Raw genomic sequence first — 26,333 nt, forward strand, 5'->3', positions numbered from 1 at the left:
TATTAGGTTTACAATTTGAAGGTACAGCAGGATCGCTACACATTCTTTCATTAGTCTTTCATTGATTTTTGCTAATGTTCAAAGAGCAGGCATGAATTAATAAGAATGAAGGAGTGAGTACATATTGTTATCTATGAAATGGAGAAAAACTAGTAACCTATTTATGGTCTTTGTTATGATGTTCAGTTTATCACTTCCACTAACCTCTAAATCCGCGCACGCAGTTCACAAAGAAAGTGGAAGCCGAGTGGTTGTACAAATCTCTGCTGGATGGAACTACAGTTTGGCTCTCAAGCCAAATGGAACAGTGATTGGTTGGGGATTAAATAATCATAATCAGGCAGCCCCACCTATCGACCTAGATGAAGTCATATCAGTATCAGCAGGGGATCATCATTCACTAGCATTAAAGTCAGATGGTACTGTCATTGCATGGGGAGATAACGGTGTAGGGGAAAGTGACGTACCAGTTGGATTGACAGATGTAGTAGCTATTGCCGCTGGTTGGAAACACTCTCTAGCATTAAAATCAGATGGTACAGTAGTGGCTTGGGGAGACAATGGAGCGGGAGAAAGCACAGTACCAGTTGGATTGACGGATGTAGTGTCCATTTCAGCAGGACGCGGTCATTCCGTAGCATTGAAATCAGACGGCACGGTTAAGACTTGGGGCATAAATTATGAAAATCCTCCATTCGTAACTCCTAGCTTGACTAATATTGTATCTATTTCTGCTGGTACATATCATACGCTCGCTCTTAGATCGGATGGAACAGTTGTTGCGTGGGGTGATTCTCATCAAGGTGGAACGACTGTACCCGCTGGATTAAGTGGAGTAATAGCTGTTGCAGCTGGAAACCTACACTCTCTAGCATTGAAATCAGATGGTACAGTAGTCGCTTGGGGGAGTAATGAGAATGGTCAATCCACAATACCGGCCAATGCAACGGAAGTGATATCGATATCTGCGGGATTGAATCACTCATTGGCATTAAAATCAGATGGAACCATTGTTGCATGGGGGGATAATAGCAGTAATCAATTGAACGTTTATAACAAAGATACTAATCCGATTAAAGGTAAACGTATTGCTGCAGGTGAAAGCTTTACTTTAGCATTAAAATCAAATGGTGATGTGTTCATAGTAGGAGATAATGATCTCGGTCAACTGGATGTACCTGCTGGTTTGAATGATGTAGATTCAATCGTGGCAAGCCAGTTACATGCACTAGCACTAAAATCAGATGGTACGGTAGTAGGCTGGGGAGACAATAGCTCTGGTCAACTTGATATACCAAATGGCTTAAGTAATGTGGCATCGATTGCAACTGGAAAGTCACATTCTCTAGCACTGAAATCAAATGGAAATGTAGTGGGCTGGGGAGATAATAGTGCAAACCAAATTACTTTTCCTGATGGCATGAATGCTGTAGTAGAAATTGCCGCTGGGGAGGCGCATTCCCTTGCACTACTATCAAATGGAACTGTAATGGGCTTTGGAGATAATAGCTTCGGTCAGATTGATATACCAGTAGGTTTAGACAAGGTAGTAGCAATCGCAGTAGGTAGCTTCCACTCCATGGCATTACAAGCTGATGGAACAGTAGTTGCATGGGGAGATGATGGTGCAGGTCAGATAACAATACCTGCGGGCTTGAGTGCAGTAGCATCCATCGCTGCGGGAGAATCAAATTCTGTAGCACTGAAAACTGATGGTACTGTTGTTGCATGGGGATCCAATGACAATGGGCAAACAGACGTGCCCTCTGACTTGAATGCAGTGAATTCTATTGCAGTAGGCTCTGGTCACATGGTTGCTCTAAAAGCAGATGGTAATGTTATTGCCTGGGGAAATGATATTGCTGGAGAAGCGAGTATTCCAGGCGATAATAATCTAAGTGATTTGACAGTAGATATTGGACAATTTGTTGAACCATTTGACGCTAATACTACGGAATACACTCATTATTTCAACGGGCATTTAAGATCTGAGTTGCAGTTAACAGCGACGCTTGTTGATTCAATGTATACAGCATGGTATGTGGACAATGAGTTCTATGCAAGTGGTAGTGCAGTTACGATTGATGTCCAGAACGTGCAAAATACACTCAATGTTCCGATTCAAGTAGAACCTTATTTATTACCTGGGAAGACGTATACCGTCACATTGGAAAATGATATTACAGCTCCGGAAGTGCAATTCGATCCTAATGGAACTGATTCAGATGATGAATTATTTATAAGTAATGTAACGATTGCAGATAGTCAAAGCGGTGTTGATGCTAATAGCTTACAATATGTATGGACGCAAAGTACGGATGTTCCTAGCACAGGATGGCTACCATTTGCTGATGGTGATGCACTAAGCCATGCTAGTGGAAATAGTGATTGGTTTTTACATGTTAAGGCAACAGATAATGTCGGGAATGAAGTTTATGAAATCTCTGATGCTTTTTATGCAGATATCCCAACACCGACACCGACAATAAAGCCAACACCAACAACACAACCTGTCTATCAATCAAGTAATGCGAATTTAGTGCAGTTAGATGTATATCATTCTACAGAGAAGCTTCAACTTACACCGATTTTCAGTCAAGAAATAACGAATTATAAGTTAGAGACAGAAGAGGAGAAAGTAGAATTACATCTAGAGGCGGCAAGTAATGCAGCGATTGTAAAAGTATTGGGGGAAAATGTTGAAAAGACTAGTAATGTTACCTTGAAAGTAGGGATCAATGTGTTTGACATTACGGTTCAAGCGGAGAACGGAACAATTAAAACATATACCGTAACCATTACTCGTAAAGTCGCTCCTACAGTTCCTGTATGTACATTTACAGATATCAAAGATCATTGGGCGAAAGTGGACATTTGTGAAGCAGTTGCACTTGGTATTGTAGAGGGAATGAATACAAACACCTTTATGCCAGATGGTTACGTTTCAAGAGCGGAATTTGCTGTGATGCTAATGCGTACTCTTCAAATTCCTATTAATAATGAAGCACCGGCAACAACGTTCCGTGATAGGGACGACATTCCAGAATGGGCACGATTGTCTATTCAGACGGCTACTTCCGTAGGTATTCTCGATGGATATTTGGATGGATCACTATTACCACAAAGGACGGTAAGTCGAACAGAATTAGCTATTATGATTGCAAGGGCAATGGCGTGGGAAACAAAAGGTATTGTGAATACTCCTTTCGCTGATGATGCAAAAATTCCAGCATGGGGTAAAGCTTATGTTGAAGTTACTCGTAAACATGGACTTATGTTAGGCTTGAAAGACAATCGTTTTGCGCCAGAGGGCCAGACGACAAGAGCTGAAGCAACCGTTGTACTTTTACGATTGTGGAAGCTTATTCATCAATAGCATTTATTTGATACAAGAAATGGCGAATCAGGAATATATCCTGTTACGCCATTTCTTTTTTTTGTAAGCGTGCATTGTTATCTCTCTATAACAAAATGAAATGTAGATTAATCGACATAAATGGAATATTATTGCAATATATAAAATGGTATATTATATTGAGGGAAATATAAAGTTGAATTTGCTATGAAATTCATAAAGAGAAAGGAGTTTTACATAAGGTGTTTACTGTAGAACTTATCTTTATGATCATTTCTGTAATAATGATGGGTATTATTTTCTTCTCTTTGTACCGCTTCAGACGAGAACCAGGTGTTAGATATCTCATGGGGTTAGTTGTTTGCCGAATTATTTTTGCCATCAGTGTCGTTCTGGAGAAAAGTAGCCATCTACTAGTAGAAAAGGTGATATTTCGTAACTTCCAGCAAACGGGGCTTATTTTTATCGTCCCGTTATTTATTGTCTTTGTATATGAGTTAACAGGAAGCCGCAGAGTTATGCAGTTGTATTTGAAGATAGCACTTTTTTCTATATTCTCTTTAGTTGCACTATGTATATGGTTGGATACTTATCTGCATGTTATATACTACTCGGTTCAGTTATATGAAGATGAACTAGTTACTACAAGAACAATGGTTGCTAAAGGTTTTAATTTGCTATGCTACAGTGCTTTAGCTACATGTATGTATATATTATTCAAATATTTATGGTCAATACGTAATGAATTTCGTAAGCCAGGAATATTGGTGCTACTACTTATGTCGTTACCATTTATGTTAGAGATCATTGAATTTGCCAAACCACAATGGGCTTCTTGGTTAGGGGTGCTATCTGTTTTTTGTGGAATGACAGGGACATTAATTTTATTAATCGTATTACGATTTAAATTTTTCTCGATTGTACCTATCGCCAAAAACATTGTATTTGATACAATTCAAGAAAGTATATTAATTATTAATGCTTCAGGTAAAGTCATTGATAGTAATAAAAAAGCGACGCAGTTTTTTTCGGAAATAGGATATTACAACATTTATGGTAGCACTATTACTCAATTGTTAGAGCAATGGCCAGAGTGGTATAACTTATGTCAAACTTCCCAACAAGGTAGTGTAGAAATTGATGTATGGACTAACGGTGAACGGAAAATTTATCGCGTAAATATATATCCATTGCGAGTATTTCGTAATCAAAGTCAAGGAAGTGTGTCGCTAATCTTCGATATAACGGAAAAGCAGGGGCATTTGGAGAAAATTGCTCATCTGAACGAACTGAAGGATCAATTATTTACGATTGTATCTCATGATATTCGTAGCCCATTAGCTATGCAATATCAGCTAGTTGAGATATTGGAAGAAGATCTTGATCAATTCGGCGCTGAGCATCAGGAGATTATTATGAAGCTAGGAGAGCAAATTCGGAATACACTCGGCATGTCAAACAATTTACTAGAATGGTTTCGTAGTCAAAGAGAAGATATTGGGCTACGATCTCAGATACTAGAGTTACGAGAAGTAGTAGAGGAAAGCTGTTATTTATTACATATTAATAGTATCGCTAAACATTTAAACGTACATAATAACATCTCTGTAGGTACCTATATAAATGCTGATCGAGAAGCAGTAGGATTAATTATAAGAAACTTATTATCTAATGCAATTAAATTTACTCCAACAGGTGGTTCGATTCATATAGAAGCTCAGTCCTCAGAGGATATGGTCACTATAGCTGTTTGTGATAACGGAATTGGCATGAATATAGATCAGTTACAGCAACTCTTTGTTACTAAACAGATTAATTCATCCACAGGTACGTTAGGCGAGAAAGGTGCTGGGCTTGGTTTACTTGTTAGTAAACAATTTGTCCAATTGAGTGGGGGAACGATGTGGGTAGAAAGTGAGATAGGACAAGGGAGTAGTTTTTATTTCACAATGAGACGAGGAGCTTCGCTATGAAAGTTGTTATTGTAGATGATGAGCCAATTATGTTGCTGACCATGAAGCGAATGTTGTCTAGTGTAGAAGGCATAGAGCTTGTTGGTAGTTTTCAGAATGCCGCAGAAGTGCATGCATTTATAGCGAAGCATGATGTAGATCTTGTATTTTTGGACATTCAAATTGCTAATGATGATGGAATCGAGCTAGCTCGCCACTTACGACTAACACTTACGGATATTGATATTGTATTTACAACATCGCATTCAGATTACGCGATAGAGGCTTATGATGTATACCCGCTAGATTATATGGTTAAGCCTATCTCTCGGCAAAGATTACTCCAAACGATAAATAGAGCTGTCGATAGACATAGTCATTCCTCTGATAAAAGTAATCAATTAGCGGAAGCAGGTGAGCCTAAGCTAAAGGTGCGTACTTTTGGCTGTTTTGAGGCTAATAGTGAGAACCAAGGTGCAGTGAAATGGATATCCAAAAAAAGCGAAGAGATATTTGCCTATTTAATAGTACATAGAGGTCAAAGTATAGCAAAAATGCGCATCATAGAAGACGTATTTTCAGACATGCCTTATAAGAACGCTGAAATATATCTCAATACGGCAATTTACCAGTTAAGAAAAGCGCTACTTCCTCATGGTTTTAAGGAGATTATCATTACTGGGCAGGAAAAGTATAGAGTAGAGATTAGTCAACTTGATGTTGATTTCATTGCATTTGATTATGGAGTAGCACAACTAACCGAAGTTAATGATGAGAATGTCGATGTAGCTATTGAACTAGAGAAACGAGTGTCAGGTGAACTTTTTGAGGAACAATCATTCGTATGGGCAGCTATGGAGCGGGAAAGTATGAATGTGTTATATCAGAACTTTGCTAATCAGCTTGCCAATTGGCTCTTTATTTATAAACGGTATCGAGAAGCAATACAAATTGTGCGAAAATTAATCTCTCGTAATGAATTTGATGAGAAGTCTAATCAGTTACTACTCAAAATCGTTGGGGCAATGGGAGATAAGCAGTCTCTTCATAACTATTATAATGACTATGTGCAATTGCTACAGAGAGAGCTTAATCTAAAACCATCAGCTACTATGCAGCAAATTTATTATCAATATCAATTATAATAAGTGTATTGTTTTCTTCAGTAAATGTATGAATCACAATAGCTGTAATAACAAGGGCACCCGATTGGGTGCCCTTAGATTTATACGTCACTTACGATATATTCAACTGTGTTATCTGTATAGTGATATTAGCCAATAGTAAAGTAGATTTGGGTAGCTATCCGTAAAAATTATTTATCATTCAACAATGCAAGATAATAAGCATATTCCAAGGGCCTACTATAGATGAGTTCTTTGTCTTTAAAACAGTCCATATCTTCAAATATTTTCTTTTGTGGCTTCCCATTAAGTTCAATAATCCATAGATTTCTATGTTCATCTACTACAAAATCCACACTTAATTCACCCAATGAGCCTATTTGAGATTCTACTACTTTTGCGGCTTTTACACTTAGTTCATTCAGAGATTGGAGGATTTCATCTGTTTTTTCTGGTGAAAATAATCGCGGAAGAATTTCTGAAACGTCATTAACCGTCTCACACATACTCGTATTAAAGTAATTTTCATAAGCGACTCTACACGCTATTGTGGAAACCATCCATTCTCCAACAATACCTTTTTGAACGAGAACTCTAATGTCAAAATATTGGTTATCAAGTTGACTTATACTAATGCCTTGTTGAACCATGTATTTTTCTTGTTTGAGCAATGCATCCAATTTCTGCTGAAGGTCCTCATTCTTTCTACAAATATATGTTGGCTTCAAACTGTGTAAAGAGATGTGAGTATCTCCATTATCCATTAATTCAACTCGATGAACAGACTTCCCTTGGGATCCATAAGAAGGCTTAATGTATACTAGTTTATACTTCTCCAACAGTTCCGTTATTTTAACTTTATTATATGAGAATGTGTCAGGTATAACATATTCTAGATGTGAATTCTTTAATAGATTATATACATCCCATTTATTGAAAAAATTGATACTGTTGAAACATTTGTTTTTACCAATTGCCTTCTCTAAACGTTGAATTACCATTAGATTTTTATTAAAACATCTGTTATAGACGGCATGAGGAAAAGGGAAGGACATTTTTTTCCACTTTCCATTTGATAAGCTAAGTCCAATAATACGTTGTTCTTTCCAAACAATATCTGCAGGAGTAAACGCGTAAAGTTTTAGGTTTAGAGTATGATGACGTTGATAAAGCTCCAAATCTCTTTTTCTACTTTTTCTATTAGCTACCATAATACCTATTAATGGTGGGTTCTCCAATCTAGTCACTCCCTAGTTAGCGATCCTTCTATTATCTATATGCTAATGTTGACATTATGAATGGGACAATAACATAGAGGAACAAGAATTTAGTAAATACTTTATGCTCAATAGCCTTTTTTGTAGGTTAATAGGTATATATAGTGTTGTCTTCAAAATCTACTCATATGATGAATAACGCATAATATAGGGAGATGAGCCATATGGGAAGATGTAATTGTCCTCCTGGTCCTCCAGGACCGGAAGGACCTCAAGGACCTCAAGGGCCTAGAGGTATTCAAGGAGTAACAGGAGCAACGGGAATAGCAGGAGCAACGGGAGCAGCAGGAGCAACAGGAGCAGCAGGAGCAACAGGAGCAGCAGGAGCAACAGGAGCAACAGGAGCAGCAGGAGCAACAGGAGCAACAGGAGCAGCAGGAGCAACAGGAGTAGCAGGAGCAACGGGAGCAACAGGAGCAGCAGGAGCAACAGGAGCAGCAGGAGCAACGGGAGCAACAGGAGCAGCAGGAGCAACAGGAGCAGCAGGAGTAGCAGGAGCAACAGGAGCAACGGGAGCAGCAGGAGCAACAGGAGCAGCAGGAGCAACAGGAGCAACAGGAGCAACAGGAGCAACAGGAGTAGCAGGAGCAGCAGGAGCAACAGGAGCAACAGGAGCAGCAGGAGCAACAGGAGCAACGGGAGCAGCAGGAGCAACAGGAGCAACAGGAGCAACGGGAGCAACAGGATCCAGCGGATTAATTCCTTTCTCAACCGGTATTATCCTTAGTGGAGCTACTGTAGTCTCAGCTGCTCCAATTTTAATGGGTTTTGGTGATCACACAGTTGAAGTAATCGATGGTTCTGGGGAATCAACTATGCCACCAGAAGCAGGTGGTTTTGCTTTTCCAATTCCCTTCGCTGGTACCGTTCAAAATTTACAAATAAGTGCTGATCTATTAGTAGCTTCTGTGGTTTCTATAAATACGCTAGGTCTTCAATATGATTTTACAGTTTTCCTCGCACCTTCAGTTCCTAATAATGGGATTGATCATATTTCTTCAGCTTACGTGACAACTCCACTGACTAGTTCTGTTAGATTTGGATTTCCTAATAATATTATTACTGCGGGTACTTTCCGCACGGCAACGAATATAAATGTCGCAGGATCATTAGTAGTCGCTCCAGGAGATCGCATTGGTATTCGTATACGAACACTTGCGTCTACTGATCCTTCAGCAGCTGATATTACACAACTTTCGTTTAGTGCTAGTCTATCTTATACACCTTCTTAATCATTCTCTAGCATTGTATTAGGCATATTTAAAGGGCACTCAAACGGGTGCCCTTCTGTTAATTGTTAAGGAGTTAGACCAAACTGCAGCGTTATTGTTCCTTGTAAGTATATAGGTAGATCAACGTTCTTGGTGGCGTCTGTCATGAGAAACAGCATAGGTAGTATGACGGAAGTTGAGAATAGGATCATTAGATAAGGCCATCCCCTCTGTAATGATCGTTGGATCCATGAGTAGATCGACTGGCTCCTTGATAATATCAGATATGTAGAGTTGACCAAGATCAATTCGCCGGCGGTCTTCAGGCCATGCAGTAGTTGGATCGTCTGTGGGATCACCTTTCTCACCAAAAATCGCATGAAGGTGAAAAACTATAGGTTCAAATTTCAACCTCTGGTTAAGTTCCTCTTCTAAGTAATCATCTGGTTGTTGAGCAGCTTCAATAATAGATAAGGTATGCACACCTGTAGCTGGAATCCATTCGAATTTCACTGGATACGAATTACCTTCGCGATCGTTAAAGAAGTAAACATGAATGCAGTAATACTGGCATTCGGCATAACTAGAAGGTGGCATTAGCTTTTTGACAGCTAGTAAACTTTCTTTGCTTTCAGAAAAATGTGACGTAATCTCTTGGAGCAGATCTAATGGTCCAAGTGTACCTTCTTGTGCCCGATGGACAGCACGAATCATATCTAGAAATGATTCAGGTGTCCGTGCAAAAAATACCGGTATAGTCGCGCCGACTAGATTAGTGACATCTCCGCCAGGGAGCATGAATTGGACAGCCATTCCTTTGGCTGGTGACATGAAATCGGCTACTAGCGGATCAGTTGAACTGCCAGAAAAGCGGGCAATCGCATTTACTTCTTGTTCTTGCAGATGGGGAGCAGAAGTAAACGGCGCCGCAAGACCACTCGGACGGAAGACTGCCTGACAACAGATACCTTTGGCATGTGCTCGACGGTATCCCGAATGCACACCCGAAATATTTTCAATCGCATCCACAGTTTGCGAGGCTATGCTAGATGAAACGGTAATATGCTTCGAATGATCATGATCTGGATTAGAAGTAGTCATATGATAAGCCTCCTATTGTTTCTAAGAAAAACCTCTTACACATCTATTCCACTTTATAGCCACCAAAGATTATCATTAAACCTACTCCATAATTTTAACCAATCATAACTAAGATTATATTTCTTGTTTTTTATATTTGAATGGCAATTTGAATGACATATTTATCTGGATCTCCTACAGCTAAATAACTAAGTAATTCATATTCATATGAGTCACCCGTAATAGTCAAATTATTATCGGCAATATAAGACATTAGCTTCTTATAGGACGCAGGTATACTTTCATACGATCCCTTGTGATTCATGATCAAATATTTACTCTGTGGCTTAATATATAGGAGCTTGTTGTTATGCCTATAGCTAATTTTATTACAATAATAATCGGGATCATAAACTCCTTCCTCCAAACTGGTTTTGTTTATAATCGACCCGATAGGAAAGTCATAATCTATATTGTGTTCATCGCAATAATCAAAGATCTGATATATTTTACGGACATGATCCTTTTCACTACTATCTTTTGATAGTTTAACCGCAATGAAATACTCTTCTTCACATTCCTCGATCCAAGGCTCACCACAATTAACTTGTAGCGCACGTTGAGTATTATCAATGGCTCCTTGTAAAAGCCTCTGCATTCGCACCAATTTTCGCTGTTCTTCAACCAAATGGTGCTGTTTTTGTTGGAGCATAGTTAAAAAATGCAATGTATTTTGATTGTTTATATATTCTTTTATCTCTTTCAATGACGTGCCAGTCTCTTTCAAAACCGCAATCGTATCGAAGGTATAAAATTGCTTATAAGAATAATAACGATAACCGTTTTCCTTAACGATCTCCGGTTTTAATATCCCAATCTCATCATAATGGAATAGGGTATGCTTTGTTACCCCGCATACTTTAGCGAATTCACTTGTTGTGAAGTATTGATCATGATCTGTAGACATTTTATTCACTCCTATTGACTTTAGGGTTACCCTATACTTCAGAGTACATTAAAGTAACCTTGTCACCCTGTCAAGGCACATAGTTGTTACTATTGTAGTCGAAACAATTAAGAGATTAGTTCGCAATATTACCTTACAGGAAATCATAATTTGATAGATACATCAGGAGGATTAATAATGTCTACCAATGTTTTAACTAAACTTCAACGCTGGGTTGTATTAGCGATTGTATCCAGTGCTCTGTTTCTGATTGTCATTGACATGACAGTACTTTATACTGCACTTCCGCAGTTAACACATGATCTATCTGCTTCCGCTTCGGAAAAACTTTGGATTGTTAACATCTATCCACTCGTCATGGCCGGGCTTTTGCCGGGTCTAGGTACGCTTGGAGATCGTCTTGGGCATAAGCGCCTCTTCGTTATTGGACTAATTATCTTTGGTATCGCTTCATTGATTGCCGCTTACGCGCCTGCACCAAACGTACTTATTGTAGCGCGTATCTTGCTTGCTGTTGGTGCAGCTATGATGATGCCGGCAACACTCTCGATCATTCGTACAACATTTTTGGATGAGCGCGAGCGCTCACTAGCTATAGGGATTTGGGCATCCGTCTCATCAGTAGGAGCTGGTATGGGACCACTCGTGGGTGGTGTATTGCTAGAACATTTCTGGTGGGGATCAGTTTTCCTCATTAATATTCCGATAGCAATTGTTGCATTAATCTTGGCTATTGTACTTATTCCAAATCGTCAAGGGAATAAGAACAAAACGTGGGATCTTATTGGTTCCATCGAGATTATGATTGGCCTTATTGGCCTCGTATATGCAATCAAGGAGATCAGTAGACGAGAAGGTTCATACACCATCGCTTTAATTTCTGCTGTAATCGGAGTCGCAGCGATGATTGTCTTTGTTCGGCGTCAACGTCAAAGTTCCCAGCCATTAATAGATTTTTCTTTATTTAGAGACTCGCGGTTTACTACTGGAGTACTGACTGCTCTATTGTCTTGCTTTGCGCTTATTGGTATGGAATTAATTGTCACACAGCGACTTCAGCTTGTCTTGGGGTACTCGCCTCTTGAGGCGGGTCTATACGTTGTATTTACTTCGATAGCTTCTTTCATCGCAGGTATACTCACCGGTTCAGTGTTACATCGTGTGGATCAGATGAAACTACAATGGATCTGTCTATTTGTTGCGGGTGTCGGAATGGGTACTCTGCTGATCTTCCATAACGGAAATATTATTTTACAGATTGCAGCTTTAATGATTCTCGGTGCTGGACTTGGGGGAGCGATGACTTCAGCTTCTAATACAATTATGCTTAATGTCCCTATCGAAAAAGCGGGGATGGCGGCATCGATTGAAGAGGTATCCTTCGAGCTCGGTAGTGCACTAAGTGTGACACTTCTGGGAAGTCTTTCGTCATTTGTCTATACAGCTTCATTAGTTGTTCCTGAGGGACTAACCGTCTCACCGATTGTTCGGGATAGTCTTGATGAAGCACTTATTGTAGCGGAAAACTTGCCTGGCACATCAGGATCCACGCTCATTGAGTATGCAAAATCTGCTTTTGATCAGTCGTTTGTTGTTGTCATAGCAACTGCAACTGTGATCCTTTTTGTAAGTTCGTTAATAATCAGAATTGCAGCTCATCGCACTACAGGTAAGAAATTACACTAAAATATTGTTATTAGAAGGTATCCGGCAGGATGCCTTTTTTCGTTTGGGGCATCTTATGAAGAAACATATGAAGGGAGTTGAACGTATTGGCAAGAAGAAAACGAAGATATGCAGTGCCAGAGGTAGAACAAGCGATGCAGACATTTAAAGCAGAAGTAATGAGGAAAGAAGGCTATATCGTTGATTCAAATCGACCAGAGAATGTGAAGTATGAAGTAGCTAAGGAACTTGGTGTTCCACTTCATCCAGGTGAAAATAGTAATCTAACTACTGAACAAGTTGGTCAGGTCGGCGGAAAAATTGGCGGCTCCATGATCCGAGAAATGATCCGTCTCGCTCAAGAACAAATAGCGAAAAGGGATTAGCTCTGACTATATATACAATGTTCATTATGTAATAGTTATATATCAACTTTGATATTTCTCTTATCTAAAAGGATGAAACTTAACAAGCAGCATACTCAATTAGTTAGCTTCGATCAATGCATATTTTTCAGGGTATGTTACAAAACTATAGTGCAGATAATATAAAAAAATTATTCGGAGAGGAAGAAGCTATCTTGGCTAAGCACTCAGAAACAAGTTGGAAACAGGATCATCCAAGTACTTTGTTAAGCAACTCAGTCCAAAAGGCAGATCAAGCGGTTAAGCACGCGATGTCACACCCTGAGGAGCAAATTGTTGAGCAAGCTCAGAATGCAATATATCATGCAGAAAATGCTGTCATTAATGCAGAGCAATATGATGAGGATATGGACACTGTTCAGCGAAATAAAGAACAGTTAGAGGCAATGAAGCAACAATTGAACGAAGCTCAAGAGATTGTGGATGACCGATTGTATTAGTCAATATCCCCATACGTTTTCGTGAAATGTATGGGGATATTTTATTTTATGAAAAATATAGACTAATTCTAGTTAGGGCAGCCATTCCTATTACCACTAATCCTCTTCTTTAGACTATTTCTCAGCATGTCAGAAAGTAAACATTTTAGTTTTAGAATATCCAAAGATTCACCTTTTAGAAATTATGAGTTACCGTATTCAAGTCCTCAGCAGAGCTTGCAACCTTGATCGATGCCGAACCGACCTCTTCGATAACTTTAACTAAAGCTTCCAGTTCCGTTTCCACCTTGTTAAGTTCATCGAAGCTACTTTCAAGGGAAAGCAGAATCTGGTTAAACGTCTCTCTTGTTTGCGTCGATTCTATCTGCCCCAATTCCACATCATGCTTAACTTCTTGGATCGACTGTACAACTTCCTGTGTATGCGTACTGGACTGTTGTATGAATTCACTTATTTGTTTTACAGCCTCTCTAGTATCCTCAGAAAGTTTCTTCATTTCTTTTGCTACAACGCCAAATCCGACGCCGTGCTGACCTGCTCTTGCGGCTTCAATGCCTGCATTAAGTGAAAGCATTTTAGATTGACCGGAAATTTCCTGTACGATGTGCACAATAGTTTTAATTTGCTCAGAAGAATGTGTAAGTTGAGCCACGGAATTTTCCATATGTAAGGAACGTTCATGAATAGTCTCAATTCTGCGTTCAAGCTCGTTTATTTTCTGTGACCCGGCAAGGGCAAGTAAGCGTGAGCTCTGAGCCATATTTGAGCTCTGGAGGAAGGATTCATTTACTTGACTGCTACTAGTTAAAAGATGCTCTGTTGAATTACTTGTCTGTTCCGTAAGTGCGGCAAGTTCTTGACTTACAAGTCCAATTTTATGTTTCACTTCTTCTCGGACTTCATTGTTATATCGTTCTATTTGTTCTGTATTTTTCTTATCGTAAGCTTCAATAACCAGCTGTTGCTCGAAGTTAAGTAGCTTGGATATCGCCTTCACGTAAGTCAAGCTCTCACGGCTGTCTTTAGCATAGCGGTGAATGATATTTATAAAAATGTTTTGTAGATTTTGAAAGCTCCCAATATACCATTTCGGTTCTAGTCCGATATGCTGATGAACCTCTGCGATACGTAGTCTTTTCTGAATATACTCACTGTTGATTCGGCCGCTGAATAGTTCAATGATATGCTGCTTCAATGTGCTTTTTAGTCGTTCAATTGTACTATGCTCGGTAATGATTTCTTTAAGTGCTGTTACTTCAATAATGGTTGCGTAAAAAGTATCAATGATTTCATCTATGTGCTCAATAATTAGTGGTTCAATGGTTTGAACCATGCGAATATCATCTTCGGACAGATCAATCATCTTCAGTTGCGTTGTTAGCTGATCACTATCGACTTCAATTGAAGCGTCATTCAAATGGGCATGTTGGATTCCACTTGACGGGATAGATCTATGATTGTTTAGTTTTTCAAACCATTTCTTCATGTAGAGTTCACTCCTTTTAAGTAAATGTTTCGAGCGATCAGTCGGTATAGACCAATCACTCAATCACATAGTCTTTCCAATGTTGTAATTCGTCGAATGAAGTCTAATTATTGCTATTATCCATTATTTCATAGCACATACGCAAACCCACTTAGGCTTTAATCTAAATTATTTTTTAATATCGAAAAAATTAAGAGTCATTCTAGCCATTTCTTCTGGCGATTCAGAGCAATCACGAGTCATCCACTTTTTCAAGATACTCCATAACCCTCCAGCTAACATTGTTCTCATGTACTCCTTTTCTAACTCACTTTGGTACGCACGCTTACTGCCAACAATATGAGCCATCGCTTCAAGATAAATAACAAATTGGTCATTAAGTAGTGAGAACTGTTGATTTTCGATTAAAATACTAAGAAAGTTTTTATGTTTTTCCCAATATGTGAAATAGGCTAAAGGCATTTGATCAGGCCCAAAGTTCTGAGTTTGAATATAATTATAAAAATCTTCAAACATGGAATCAATGACTGCTACGAGAACAGATTCCTTAGAATTGAAATGACGGTAGAATGTTTTTCTTACGAGATCGGCTTTATCACATATTTCTGTAATCGTAATGTTGTTGTAAGGTTTCTCTTGTAAAAGTTCAAGAAAAGCATCACATATCCATTTCTTTGATCGAATCGCAATGGGATTAACGCTAGTAGTCATGACACAAATAACCTCCTATGTGTAACCTCTGTCACACTCGTTGACTGTCTAATATTTATCCAAGTATAATCGTTATCAATAAGGTATACAAGTGTGACACTTACGAAATAATGGAGGTCTTTAGTATGAACCAGAAAGTAACTTTAGCCCATAAAATAGAAGATTACAAACGATTAGGGATCAAGAAAGAACCTGCTATATGGGAAGATGGAATAAGAACCAACGGACAAGCCGGAAGTTTCGAATGGTGGTATTTCGATGCTGAATATAAAGATGGTACTAAAATTGTAGTCGTGTTCTACACGAAGGATGGGTTTGACATTAAAGGTCCAGCTTGCCCCACTATACGATTTGAACTGACGATGCCGGATGGAAAAAGTATTACAAAGTTAATATCTGAAAAGAAAGGGAGCTCAATTCGGGCTTCCAAAGAAAAATGTGATGTAAAAATCGACAGAAGCAGCATTGAATATGCGGATGGGAAATACTTGATCCATTTTGTAGATGATAACATTGAATATCGCTGTACGATGAAATCTGTCGTTCCTATGTGGCGTCCTAATACTGGACATATGTACTTTGGGGAGAAACAAAAAGACTTCTTCGCATGGTTCGTTGCTCAGCCCTCTGCAGAAGTGGCAGCTAATCTGACTGTAGATGGAGAACGTCGTGAACTAGTCGGTAATGGCTATCATGATCATAATTGGGGCAACGCGGAAATGAATAAACTAATCAATCATTGGTACTGGTGCCGTGCCAACATTGGACCCTATACCGTAATATCTTGCGATATTATTGCAGAAAAAAAATATGGATATACACGCCAGCCTATTATTATGATCGCCAAAGATGGGCAGATTCTAGAAGATCATCAAGAGTACACAAAGATAGAACGCAAGGAAACGATCAATCATCCCTTTACAAAGAAATTTATGGATAACAAGCTGAACTTTATTCAGCCATCTAGCAATAATACTTCTTATCAAATTGAATATCAGCGACAAGGTGATATTGTAGAAAGTTCATTATTGGAAAGAATGAAACTTTCCTTACTTCAGCGAACTGCGATAAAAGTGTTGAAGATAAATCCTACGTATGTTCGTTGTATTGGTACAGTCACTATAACAGTTAATGAAGATGGAAAAAAAGAAGTTTATGAGCAGGAAGGTCTGTGGGAGCAGATGTTCTTTAGTAATAATAAAGACGCTATTATCCATGAATAGTAAGAAACGTGAATATCATTGGAAATTGTAAATAATGGAGTGATTATCATGAAAGTGCTTATAATATTTGACCATCCATACACAGCAACAGCTTCCGAGAATATACCTCATCAAAGAAGTTATTCAGCAGCGTTATTAGCTGCTATTACGAAAGGGCTTCATTCCGGTGGACATCAAGTAGACCTTATTGACCTGCACGCAGACGGATTTAATCCTGTGATGTCAGCTGAAGAACTTTCGGCTTGGAGACAAAAGAAAACTGTTGATCCTTTAGTGAAAGATTATCAACAAAGATTGTTTGAGGCAGAGCATATTATATTTATTTTTCCAATATGGTGGGAATCAATGCCTGCATCGACTAAAGGTTTTTTAGATAAAGTATTTTCCAAAGGTATCATTTATGAAGAGCCGAAACCAGGTAGACCTTTTGTTAGTCAGTTAAAAAAACTTAAGGGAGTTTCCTTAGTAACGGTAATGGCTACTCCAGCGTTTGCGTATAGATGGATTTTTGGAAATCCAATTACTAAAATACTATTTCGTGGCACGTTCCGTAAAATGGGCTTCCACAAATTGAAATGGTACAATTATGCTGGTATGGATAATCGAACACTAGAAGTTAGAAAAAAATATTTAGAAAAAACAGAGAAACGGTTTGCATCACTATAAATTCCACACCATAGTACAAGTAACTATCGTCTGATCGGTTGAAAATTCATCAGGTATAACATGTAATAAATAGCCATCCCTTCAATTTCTTAATTGAATGGGATGGCTATTTGAGATCTGGATTTACAATATTGATGTGCGGGAGCTAGATGGTTCATCTTTTCTTTCTAGAGCACGTGCCCATCCAGTTAATATAACGGCTCCGAGAACCATAATTGCTCCTACCCATGGAGTATGAATAATCCCGATTGAGTCGGTTACTACTCCGCCCAAATATGCTCCAATCGCAATGCCAGCATTGAATGCGGCGATATTAACAGCAGAAGCTACGTCTACCGACTTCGGTGTATAACGTTCTGCTAGCATTACGACATAGACTTGTAATCCTGGTACGTTCATAAAAGCTAACAATCCCATAAAGAAAATAGTAATCAACCCAGCAACTTTGAACGGGATTGTGAATGTTAGAACGATCAGTACAATGAATTGTAAAATAAACATATAGAACAGGGCAGATACAGGCTTACGGTTAGCGGCTTTTCCGCCGATGACGTTACCGATAGCTATGGCAATACCGTACACGAGAAGAATAACGGTCACTGTACTTTCACTAAATCCAGTGATGTCTTGCAGTAATGGTGATAAATAGGTAAAGACTACAAAAGTTCCCCCGTAGCCAATAGCAGTAATGGCAAATGCAAGCAGTAATCGTCCATTCGTAATTAGTTTTATTTGATTATTGAACGATGTTCGGGTTCCTTTGCGCAAATTAGAAGGAATCAATATCATATTGGCGATGAAAGCTATGATGCCTATGATCACTATTCCAATAAAGGCTGCTCGCCAACCCATATGTTGACCGATCCAAGTACCTAATGGTACTCCAGTAACCGTAGCAACTGTAAGTCCAGAGAACATAATGGCAATCGCAGTAGCTCTTCGATTTTCCGGTACAAGATCAGCGGCAATCGTTGAACCGATTGACATAAATACGCCGTGAGCGAACGCAGAAATAATACGGGCGACTAGTAACATACCGATTCCAGTTGCAGAAGCAGCTAGACTATTCCCTATAATAAATACAATCATAATCCAGAACAATAATGTTTTCCTTGGTATATTAGAAGTTAAAGATGTTAATATTGGTGCTCCAAAAGTTACCCCAAGCGCATATAAAGTAACGGTTAAGGCAGATGTTGTAACAGATATATTTAAGTCGTCAGATATGAGTGGTAGTAGCCCTACGCTGATAAACTCTGTTGTCCCTATTGCGAAAGCACTTATTGCTAACGCAAGCAGTGCTAAGGTGCTTCTTTTTTTATCTAGTGTCATGTGAATGCTTCTTTCATAATGTATTACCGGCCAGTAGATGTTATTATGATGCCTCGAAGCACAAATGAATAGTACGTACTTTTAAGTAATATAGGCACTAATAAGTACCTATCAACAAAAAAACCTCCCTTTTTCAAGTAAAAGGGAGGTTTGTGCTATTATTTATGCTGGAAAATCAGTTTTGGTAGGTTCTGCAAATCCTTCAGCGTAAGTTTCATCAATAATCGTTCTGATTTCTTTCAATGACTTACCATCTTGTGTCATTCTTATAGAATCAACCGCGATTTGTAAGCATACGCCACAACGGGTTCCATGGTCATCCCATACAACAGTTCCATCAGCTTTAACTTCCTTAATAAAGCAGTTCATATTACTTTTATGTCCTACACTTTCACCGCAACCGCAATAACATGGCATCCACTTTAGAATGTCAGTTGCCTTTCCGGCTGCCTCATACACTAATCGAATTTGATCACTCTGTCCATCCAGAAAAGCAGGTAATATATTTGCTGAAGCTGTTTCTTCTTGTATATCTCCACTTACATGTTCATGCGGAGTAGTTTCTCCTTGCGCATTTCCATTAGAATGTTCTTGATGCGTTACCTCATTTTGTGAACTACAAGCAGTTACAATAATAACAAGCGTTAATAAGATGCTAACCTTAGTAATAAGAGCTCTCATTTCTTCACCCCAATGTATAGTCTCAATTACCAATATATCACACATATAGAGCAGAAATAGTTTTTCGAGAAATGTTCAAAATTTAGACGCATTCAAGGTATGCAATAGTCGTTAGGCCTTTGTTAATGTAATCACGCTAATCTCAGGTCGACAATTAAAGCGTACAGGTAGTCGCGTCGTACCAACGCCGCGTGTCGTATACACTTGTAAACGGCTATTCGCAATTTGATATAGTCCATTCGGATATTTGCTTCCATAAGGAGGCGTATATAATGCGCCAATCAATGGGACGCGAACTTGTCCGCCATGACTATGTCCTGACAATTGTAGATCGATCGGTAGTTGGCCATATTCATCTGCAAAATCAGGTTCATGAGCCAGTAAAATCGTACAGGCCTCTGACGGTATATGAAGTAATGCTTGCTCGATATCCGGTTTACCGACCCAAGGATCATCAATTCCTGCGATATATAGTCGATCTTGTCCTCTAATAAGTTCAATATGTTCGTTATGAAGAAGTTGAAAGCCTGCTTTTGCTAGTCCTTTCGTTACAGCCTTCCGATTACCAAATGCGTCATGATTACCTATAACAGCATATTGACCTAAAGGTGCCTCTAGTTGCGAGAAGAGTGACACCGCTTCTGAGATATAGCTTGCTGAATGATCCAATAAATCACCTGTAAAACAAATAAGATCAGGTTTTAAGCGCTGGATTTTCACCATTAAATGCTTTAGATACTCCGAATTGGAATGAATACCCAAGTGTAAATCGCTGAAATGAACCATTCTTAACTGATCAAAAGAAGCAGGGAGATGAGCAATCTTCACTTCAATTGCATTGGTATCAATCCAGTTAGGCTCTACATAGCGTGTGTATACACCGGATAGACTAGCAAGACCGACTAGACCTATGCCTAGCTGCATACTCTTTTTCAAAAATTGACGTCTACTAATTGGTGTTGAGAGCATAATACCTCCGATGTCCTTAATTATTACAATAAGACCATCATAGGTGATCAATGTTACATCAAAGTGACAATAAAAAAAAGACCCAATCAGATGACCTTGAGAAAGGTCTATCTTATTGGGTACATATCAATCATCGTGATGCCTTTTGTATGTCTTGTGAAGCTGTTGGTAATGAGAAATGAAATGATATTTCACCATTTTGAATATGGAAGCCATATGGTGAGTTATGCTTTTGCAAAATCGTTCTAACAATCGAGAGACCTAAGCCAGTGCCACTTAGTTGCTTGTTGCGGGAACTCTCCATTACGAAGAACGGCTCCCATATGCTGTCCCATTGTAAGAGATGGTCATCCGTAATGCTATTTCTAATGGTAAAGACCAAATGATCATCGTTATTTTCGAGAGTGATTTCAATTTGCCCGTTAGTCGTATATTTCATAGCGTTGGAGATAAAATTATTAAGTACCATCTCTATCTTTTGTTGATCTGCTATAACCGCTGAATTGGTGATCGAGCTATCATGAACGCTCAGAGCAATGTCCTGCTGCAAAATAGCAAGATCATATTTCTGGAGAGTTTCATGTAGTAACGCTGCAAAGTCAAATTCGCTTTTCTGATACACATCGACTTGTAACTTAGACAATTCGAGCAGTTCATTTACCAATTTGGCGATATCATCAGTCTGTTTCTGTATGACATCCAAATAAGTCCCATCATCCATGCCATCCTGTATTCCAGAAGTATAGGCTTTAATTAAGGATAGTGGCGTTTTCAGTTCATGAGAAATGTTTGCAATAAATGTTCGTAAATTTTCGTTTTTGCTTTCTAGTTCTAGATGGGCTTGCTCTAATTTATCGCTCATCCCATTAATGCTCTCCGCTAAAGATTCAATCTCATCACCAGTCTGAATATGAACCTTTGTAAATGAAAGCTTGGAGATGTCTTCTGCTGCTTTCTGAATTTTTGCAAGCGGCTGAACAATCTGCCTAGCGAACAGTACGGACAATATAATTAAGAGTAGTAGCTCACCTGCAAAGATGTATAGGTTGAATTTATTAACAATCGCTACTGTTTCTGTGGAATGAGAGATGGATTCACCGATCACAAAGATCATATTATCCTTTTTCATGAATGTTACAAGGAAGCTCGACTTTAATTTTTGTTGGTTATAAATCTTTCTAACCATCTTATTTTCATTAAGCTTTTCAACGCTTTCGGCGGTTATCCAAAATTTACTCAGTGTAATTCCTTTTTTCCGCAATTCATCAATGATTGTATCATTCAGTAGATCTATATTATTAATTAGAATAGTATGCACAATCGTTACACCGTGTTCATTTTCTAAAGGCTTAATATTGTGGATTAGATGTTGAGTATCCATCGTTTCAAGCTGTGTAGTCAAAGCGGCTAGTTCATTCTTTTTCTCATATAACAAATATCTAGGTAAGAAAAATGTATTGATAACAATAGATAAGATGACAACGATCAAAAACATGAGGGAAAAGCGCAATATTAGTTTTTTATTCAACTTATTCATGTGATTCATCCAGACTGTATCCCATACCTCTATGTGTTGTAATGATATGGTCACCTATTTTCGCCCGTAATCTGCGGATATGTGTATCCACTGTTCTTTCTTCACCTACATAATCAAAGCCCCATACATGGTCTAGCAACGCTTTTCTAGATATGATGATTCCTCTATTTTCGATCAAATATTTCATAAGATGAAACTCAGTATTTGTAGCTTGTACATCTTGGTGGTTTCTATAAATACGTTGACCGTCCATATCGATTTGCAGATCTCCAATTATAATGAGACGTTCCATCTGTAGCAGTTTTCTTACTCTTACTATTAGTACACGCGGGTCGAAAGGCTTACTAATATACTCATCCGCACCTGATTGTAATGCGATCAGTTCATCGTCAGCCTCACCTTTTGCAGTTAACAGCAGTACTTTCGTTGTTTTACTTTGGCTTTTAATCTCTTTGCAAACTTGGATGCCATTACGCTTTGGCATCATCCAATCGACGATAGCCAAATTAATTTTGTTCGTATAAAAAAGATGGAGTGCTTCTTCCCCATCTCGAGCTTGATAAATAGTAAAGGATTCTTTTTCTAAATAAGCTTGTAGTATTTTGAGCATGAAGGGCTCATCATCTGCGATTAATATATTCATAAAGAGCTCCTTATAGAAAATGACATGCATAATCTCTTATTAAAATACACCTATTGCAAACTTTTCATTCGGTAGTTTTTTCAAAGCTGTAGAGAGTGTCCATAGAAATAAAGAGCACTGACGATAATGATGAAACAGAGGAGTAAGAAAGTAGCTAATCTTCTCATAAGCTAGAATCGATCTTTCAATAACTTGTTCATATGTTGACCACTAACTACTCTGATCAAGTCCATGATGCTATCGGCTCCTCCGCCGTGTTTATAAGTTTTCATAGCATTTCTATAGTTGATTCGGTTCTCATATAATTGCTCAATTGCCGCAAGAAAGTTAGGCTCGGTCATTTCTTCTTCAAGCAGTATGTCCGCGAAGCCAGCTTGCTGAAAATATTGTGCTTGAGCCAGTTGTCCTGATCGATTCCCGCCATTCGTATGTGGAATTAACAACATCGGTTTTTGTAAAGTAAGCAACTCCATAATGGAACTGGACCCTGCACGGGAAACGACGATATCTGCCAATGCCAACAAGTCGGGTAGCTCATCATTAACAAATTCATAACAGTGATACCCTTTAATAGCTGCCGAATGTTCGATTTTTCCTTTACCGCATATATGAATGACATAGAATCTTTCTAGAAGTTCAGGTAGAACCTTAGTCACCATTGCATTAATACGCTGTGCCCCTTGGCTACCTCCCATAATAAGTAGAACGGGCTTCTCAGAAGCAAACGTGTAGGAGGATAAACTACGTATGTTATTAGAAAGGAATCCTTCCTTCAATATAGCGCCTACATACACAGCATTCTGTTTTTCATATTTGTGAGCAGTTTCTTGAAAGGTAGTCGTCATTATATTGGAGAAAGGAAGCGTAAGTTTATTAGCAAGCCCAACGTTTAAGTCTGGCTCATGAATAATAATCGGTACTCTATTGAGCTTTGCTCCAATGACAACGGGTACAGAGACGAAACCACCTTTGGCAAAAATAACATCCGGTTTGATGTTTCTAATTAGTCGAAAGGATTGCATGATGCCTCTAATAACTTTGAAAATATCGGTGACATTATTCCAAGAGAAGTAACGTCTTAGCTTACCTGTTGAAATAGGATGATACGTTACATTTTTTAAGTCAGATATTAGTTTTCTTTCAATTCCTTGTTCCGAACCAATGTAGTGGATTTTCCAATTTTCTTGGGCACATTTGGGGATCAGGACCAGATTACCTGTGACATGTCCTGCTGAGCCACCTCCGGTGAACACGATAGTTCGACTCATGATAGGCACCCGCCTCTGTGTAACATCTCTTTGATCTCAATTTTGCTCATCAATTGTTGATCGGAATGGTATCGGTGAAAATCTACAGGAATACTGCTAGCGTAATGCTCTTGTAATCCTTCTATTGTATATGGGGGCAGAATGACATAAGACTGCTTGTCCACGTTAAATGAATAGCCGCTTTCATATTCGGAAATCAGTGATTCACCAAGACTTTCTCCAGGACGAGCGCCCGTTTCGTTAATATGGATCTTTTGCGTAGATAACTCTTCAATTAATACTTCAGCGAGATCTTTGATGTTACAAGCTGGCATTTTCGCTACATACACTTCTCCGCCTTTGTTGTCTTCTGACACTTTAAGTAGTAAAGCAATAGCATCTTCTAACGTTACGAAAAAGCGAGTCATTCTACTATCTGTTAGTGTAATGTCTAGTCCTTGAGCAATTCTTTGTTTGAATATAGGTACGACACTACCCGTCGTACCTAATACATTGCCACTTCTTACGCACACGAATTGCGTCTTACAATCTATTTGATTAGCTTGAACAATTAGTTTTTCCCCGAGTGCCTTGGTCATTCCATATGTGCTAGAGGGATCAGCTGCTTTATCCGTAGATACATAGATCACTTTCTCAACGTCATTGGCAATAGCCGCTTGAATAAGATGATGAGTTCCCATCACGTTTGTCTTCATTGCACTATCAGGTTGCTGTTCACAAATCGGTACATGCTTTAAGGCAGCTAAGTGATAAATGTAGTCCACCTGCTGACAGGCGTGCATAAGCTCATATTTATCACGAATATCTCCAATAATGAAAGTTAACTTAGGGTGATGGTGAAACTGTTGCTGCATAGTCACTTGAAGAGATTCATTGCGTGAGAATATACGAATTTCTTTGGGTTCTCTTTCTAGAAGGTTTTTAACCAGTTCCTGTCCCCACGAACCTGTTCCTCCAGTAATTAAGATCACTTTATTTTTCAAGGCTTGTTCCTCCTATAATTGGCTTAACTGTGTGATGATATTAAGCCAATTATAGTTCCCGTATGTTACATCAATATGGCGAAGTAGTATTATACATTGGAGATTGTAAATACAAGAAGGCATTGCAACGTTGGGAGCGTCACAATGCCTTTTCAATGTTAAGGACATAAATAGTAGTAATGCATATACTATAATATTGTTTTACTAGCCCAAGGTTGCTTTACTGATACTATGGTTTCTCCTGTTCTAATAGATTGCTCAATTAGCATTCCAATATAATGGTCTTGAGACGCCTCTGGCAAACCATAGAAGGATGGGCCACCTGCAACATAATCTGCCATCTTGATTAGACAACTAGCAATAGCGATTTCATCGTCATATAATCTTGCAGGTATAAATGGGTTTTCATATACCCATCGCTCACCTGTCATAATTCCTTTAAGGAAATAGCCCTCCGCATTCTCATACTCACCCTTATTGATCCGCTTTAATTCCATTTGGATCTGTGTGCAAGTGGGGTCTTGAATGCTAATCCGATGATCGAAAATTTCTCCGCGTTCTCCTCTAATACATAGATGATTGGATCGAGTCCATGAGCGGTGTTGGTCTTTGGTGAAGTCGTAAATACCAAGCTTGCCACCAAAATCTAGCCAAGCGAGATCCCTCTCTGACGCTACTAATTTATCTTCTGTCGGTGGACCACCTCTATTAGGGCCGGCTACCCAATCGGAGTAAAAGCGCATGCCTTTAATGCTCACGTTCTCAAATTGTACGCCTAACATTTTTCGGATGAGGCTAACAGCATGATAAAATTGAGATATCGATACCGTCACTTGATTAACATTACCTAGTTGACCTGACTTAATGACTGCAGAACGCGCCTCTTGGATCGGATGATATTGATATTGTTCAGCCACTTGAATTCGTGCACCTTGAAGGGTAAGTTTGTCATGCAGCATAAGCAGTCCATCAAGATCAGGCGCAGGAGGAGTTTCCACTAATACAGGAATACCTTGCTTTGCTAGCTCAAGCATGTAATGAATAGATGCTGATGGATTAACGGATAGAACAACGAAATCGGGGTGCTCACTTTTTAATAGCTGATCTAGTGTACGATACGTATTGACATGCCATAAGTCTTCCATAGTTTTTCCTAACGCTTCGTCACGGACCACCATTCCACTAATATTAAATTGTTCAGGTAATGCCTGGGCAATCCGCAAAAAATATTGTGCACGGAACCCTCCACCACCTACGATGCTGAACTTAATAGGATTTCCCATGTAATACACCGCCTTTTTCTATATATGAAAGGTCACTGCTTAAAGCGGGCTAACG

General features: G+C 38.9%; 22 protein-coding genes. 9 read left to right on the forward strand and 13 right to left on the reverse strand.

Annotated features, from left to right (window positions below; genetic code table 11):
* The first annotated feature begins 133 nt into the window (after window positions 1-133).
* The 3 genes from NV377_RS15015 to NV377_RS15025 all read left to right on the forward strand — a co-directional run bounded on the left by NV377_RS15015 (window position 134) and on the right by NV377_RS15025 (window position 6,452).
* Window positions 134-3,376 (forward strand): S-layer homology domain-containing protein, encoded by a 3,243-nt coding sequence (locus NV377_RS15015; RefSeq protein WP_258201872.1) that lies wholly within the window; start codon window positions 134-136, stop codon window positions 3,374-3,376.
* Window positions 3,377-3,597: 221 nt separating this feature from the next.
* A complete protein-coding gene (locus tag NV377_RS15020; RefSeq protein WP_258201602.1) occupies window positions 3,598-5,328 on the forward strand; it encodes a sensor histidine kinase in 1,731 nt (576 codons plus the stop codon).
* Entirely contained in the window at window positions 5,325-6,452 is a 1,128-nt protein-coding gene (locus NV377_RS15025) for a response regulator (protein ID WP_258201603.1), read from the forward strand. Before NV377_RS15020 ends, NV377_RS15025 begins: the two co-directional genes overlap by 4 nt.
* A 170-nt stretch (window positions 6,453-6,622) precedes the next feature.
* Here NV377_RS15025 and NV377_RS15030 read toward each other — a convergent pair whose 3' ends face one another.
* Window positions 6,623-7,678: a YheC/YheD family endospore coat-associated protein gene (locus NV377_RS15030; RefSeq protein WP_258201604.1), complete on the reverse strand. Its 1,056-nt coding sequence runs from the start codon at window positions 7,676-7,678 to the stop codon at window positions 6,623-6,625.
* A 194-nt stretch (window positions 7,679-7,872) separates the two neighbouring features.
* Here NV377_RS15030 and NV377_RS15035 point away from each other — a divergent pair, with 194 nt between their 5' ends.
* Complete coding sequence (locus tag NV377_RS15035; RefSeq protein ID WP_258201605.1) at window positions 7,873-8,940, forward strand: hypothetical protein; 1,068 nt, start codon at window positions 7,873-7,875, stop codon at window positions 8,938-8,940.
* A 120-nt stretch (window positions 8,941-9,060) separates the two neighbouring features.
* On the opposite strand, the gene NV377_RS15040 is transcribed toward NV377_RS15035, so the two are convergent.
* Entirely contained in the window at window positions 9,061-10,020 is a 960-nt protein-coding gene (locus NV377_RS15040) for a catalase family peroxidase (protein ID WP_258201606.1), read from the reverse strand.
* Between the two features lie 130 nt (window positions 10,021-10,150).
* Window positions 10,151-10,966, reverse strand: a complete 816-nt coding sequence (locus NV377_RS15045) for a MerR family transcriptional regulator (protein ID WP_258201607.1) — start codon at window positions 10,964-10,966, stop codon at window positions 10,151-10,153.
* A gap of 177 nt (window positions 10,967-11,143) precedes the next feature.
* Between NV377_RS15045 and NV377_RS15050 the strand changes: the two genes are divergently transcribed.
* From NV377_RS15050 to NV377_RS15060, 3 genes are all read left to right on the forward strand, one after another.
* Window positions 11,144-12,652, forward strand: coding sequence for an MFS transporter (locus NV377_RS15050; protein WP_258201608.1), 1,509 nt, complete (start codon window positions 11,144-11,146; stop codon window positions 12,650-12,652).
* Between the two features lie 86 nt (window positions 12,653-12,738).
* Window positions 12,739-13,017, forward strand: a complete 279-nt coding sequence (locus tag NV377_RS15055) for an alpha/beta-type small acid-soluble spore protein (RefSeq protein ID WP_258201609.1) — start codon at window positions 12,739-12,741, stop codon at window positions 13,015-13,017.
* A 194-nt stretch (window positions 13,018-13,211) separates the two neighbouring features.
* On the forward strand, window positions 13,212-13,496 hold the full coding sequence (locus NV377_RS15060; protein WP_258201610.1) for a hypothetical protein: 285 nt from the start codon (window positions 13,212-13,214) through the stop codon (window positions 13,494-13,496).
* A 175-nt stretch (window positions 13,497-13,671) separates the two neighbouring features.
* On the opposite strand, the gene NV377_RS15065 is transcribed toward NV377_RS15060, so the two are convergent.
* Both NV377_RS15065 and NV377_RS15070 read right to left on the reverse strand, forming a co-directional pair.
* Entirely contained in the window at window positions 13,672-14,982 is a 1,311-nt protein-coding gene (locus NV377_RS15065) for a globin-coupled sensor protein (protein WP_258201611.1), read from the reverse strand.
* 168 nt (window positions 14,983-15,150) lie between these two features.
* Window positions 15,151-15,693, reverse strand: coding sequence for a TetR/AcrR family transcriptional regulator (locus NV377_RS15070; protein ID WP_258201612.1), 543 nt, complete (start codon window positions 15,691-15,693; stop codon window positions 15,151-15,153).
* A 125-nt stretch (window positions 15,694-15,818) separates the two neighbouring features.
* Here NV377_RS15070 and NV377_RS15075 point away from each other — a divergent pair, with 125 nt between their 5' ends.
* Together NV377_RS15075 and NV377_RS15080 are read left to right on the forward strand one after the other, a co-directional pair.
* Entirely contained in the window at window positions 15,819-16,916 is a 1,098-nt protein-coding gene (locus NV377_RS15075; RefSeq protein ID WP_258201613.1) for a carotenoid 1,2-hydratase family protein, read from the forward strand.
* A 48-nt stretch (window positions 16,917-16,964) separates the two neighbouring features.
* Window positions 16,965-17,582 carry an NAD(P)H-dependent oxidoreductase gene (locus tag NV377_RS15080; RefSeq protein ID WP_258201614.1) on the forward strand — a complete coding sequence of 206 codons (618 nt, stop codon included), beginning with the start codon at window positions 16,965-16,967 and terminating at the stop codon, window positions 17,580-17,582.
* 123 nt (window positions 17,583-17,705) lie between these two features.
* Here the strand turns inward: NV377_RS15080 and NV377_RS15085 are convergent, their stop codons facing one another.
* From NV377_RS15085 to NV377_RS15120, 8 genes are all read right to left on the reverse strand, one after another.
* Complete coding sequence (locus NV377_RS15085) at window positions 17,706-18,914, reverse strand: MFS transporter (protein WP_258201615.1); 1,209 nt, start codon at window positions 18,912-18,914, stop codon at window positions 17,706-17,708.
* A 162-nt stretch (window positions 18,915-19,076) separates the two neighbouring features.
* A complete protein-coding gene (locus NV377_RS15090; protein ID WP_258201616.1) occupies window positions 19,077-19,595 on the reverse strand; it encodes a PCYCGC motif-containing (lipo)protein in 519 nt (172 codons plus the stop codon).
* Between the two features lie 111 nt (window positions 19,596-19,706).
* Window positions 19,707-20,564: a metallophosphoesterase gene (locus NV377_RS15095; protein ID WP_258201617.1), complete on the reverse strand. Its 858-nt coding sequence runs from the start codon at window positions 20,562-20,564 to the stop codon at window positions 19,707-19,709.
* 130 nt (window positions 20,565-20,694) lie between these two features.
* Window positions 20,695-22,101, reverse strand: a complete 1,407-nt coding sequence (locus tag NV377_RS15100) for a sensor histidine kinase (protein ID WP_258201618.1) — start codon at window positions 22,099-22,101, stop codon at window positions 20,695-20,697.
* Window positions 22,094-22,744, reverse strand: a complete 651-nt coding sequence (locus NV377_RS15105; RefSeq protein WP_258201619.1) for a response regulator transcription factor — start codon at window positions 22,742-22,744, stop codon at window positions 22,094-22,096. Before NV377_RS15105 ends, NV377_RS15100 begins: the two co-directional genes overlap by 8 nt.
* Before the next feature lie 170 nt (window positions 22,745-22,914).
* Complete coding sequence (murG, locus tag NV377_RS15110; RefSeq protein WP_258201620.1) at window positions 22,915-24,012, reverse strand: undecaprenyldiphospho-muramoylpentapeptide beta-N-acetylglucosaminyltransferase; 1,098 nt, start codon at window positions 24,010-24,012, stop codon at window positions 22,915-22,917.
* A complete protein-coding gene (locus tag NV377_RS15115) occupies window positions 24,009-24,995 on the reverse strand; it encodes an SDR family NAD(P)-dependent oxidoreductase (protein ID WP_258201621.1) in 987 nt (328 codons plus the stop codon). The genes murG and NV377_RS15115 overlap by 4 nt, the downstream gene beginning before the upstream one ends.
* 188 nt (window positions 24,996-25,183) lie before the next feature.
* On the reverse strand, window positions 25,184-26,278 hold the full coding sequence (locus tag NV377_RS15120) for a Gfo/Idh/MocA family protein (protein ID WP_258201622.1): 1,095 nt from the start codon (window positions 26,276-26,278) through the stop codon (window positions 25,184-25,186).
* Window positions 26,279-26,333: the final 55 nt, after the last annotated feature.

Source organism: Paenibacillus endoradicis, assembly GCF_024721975.1.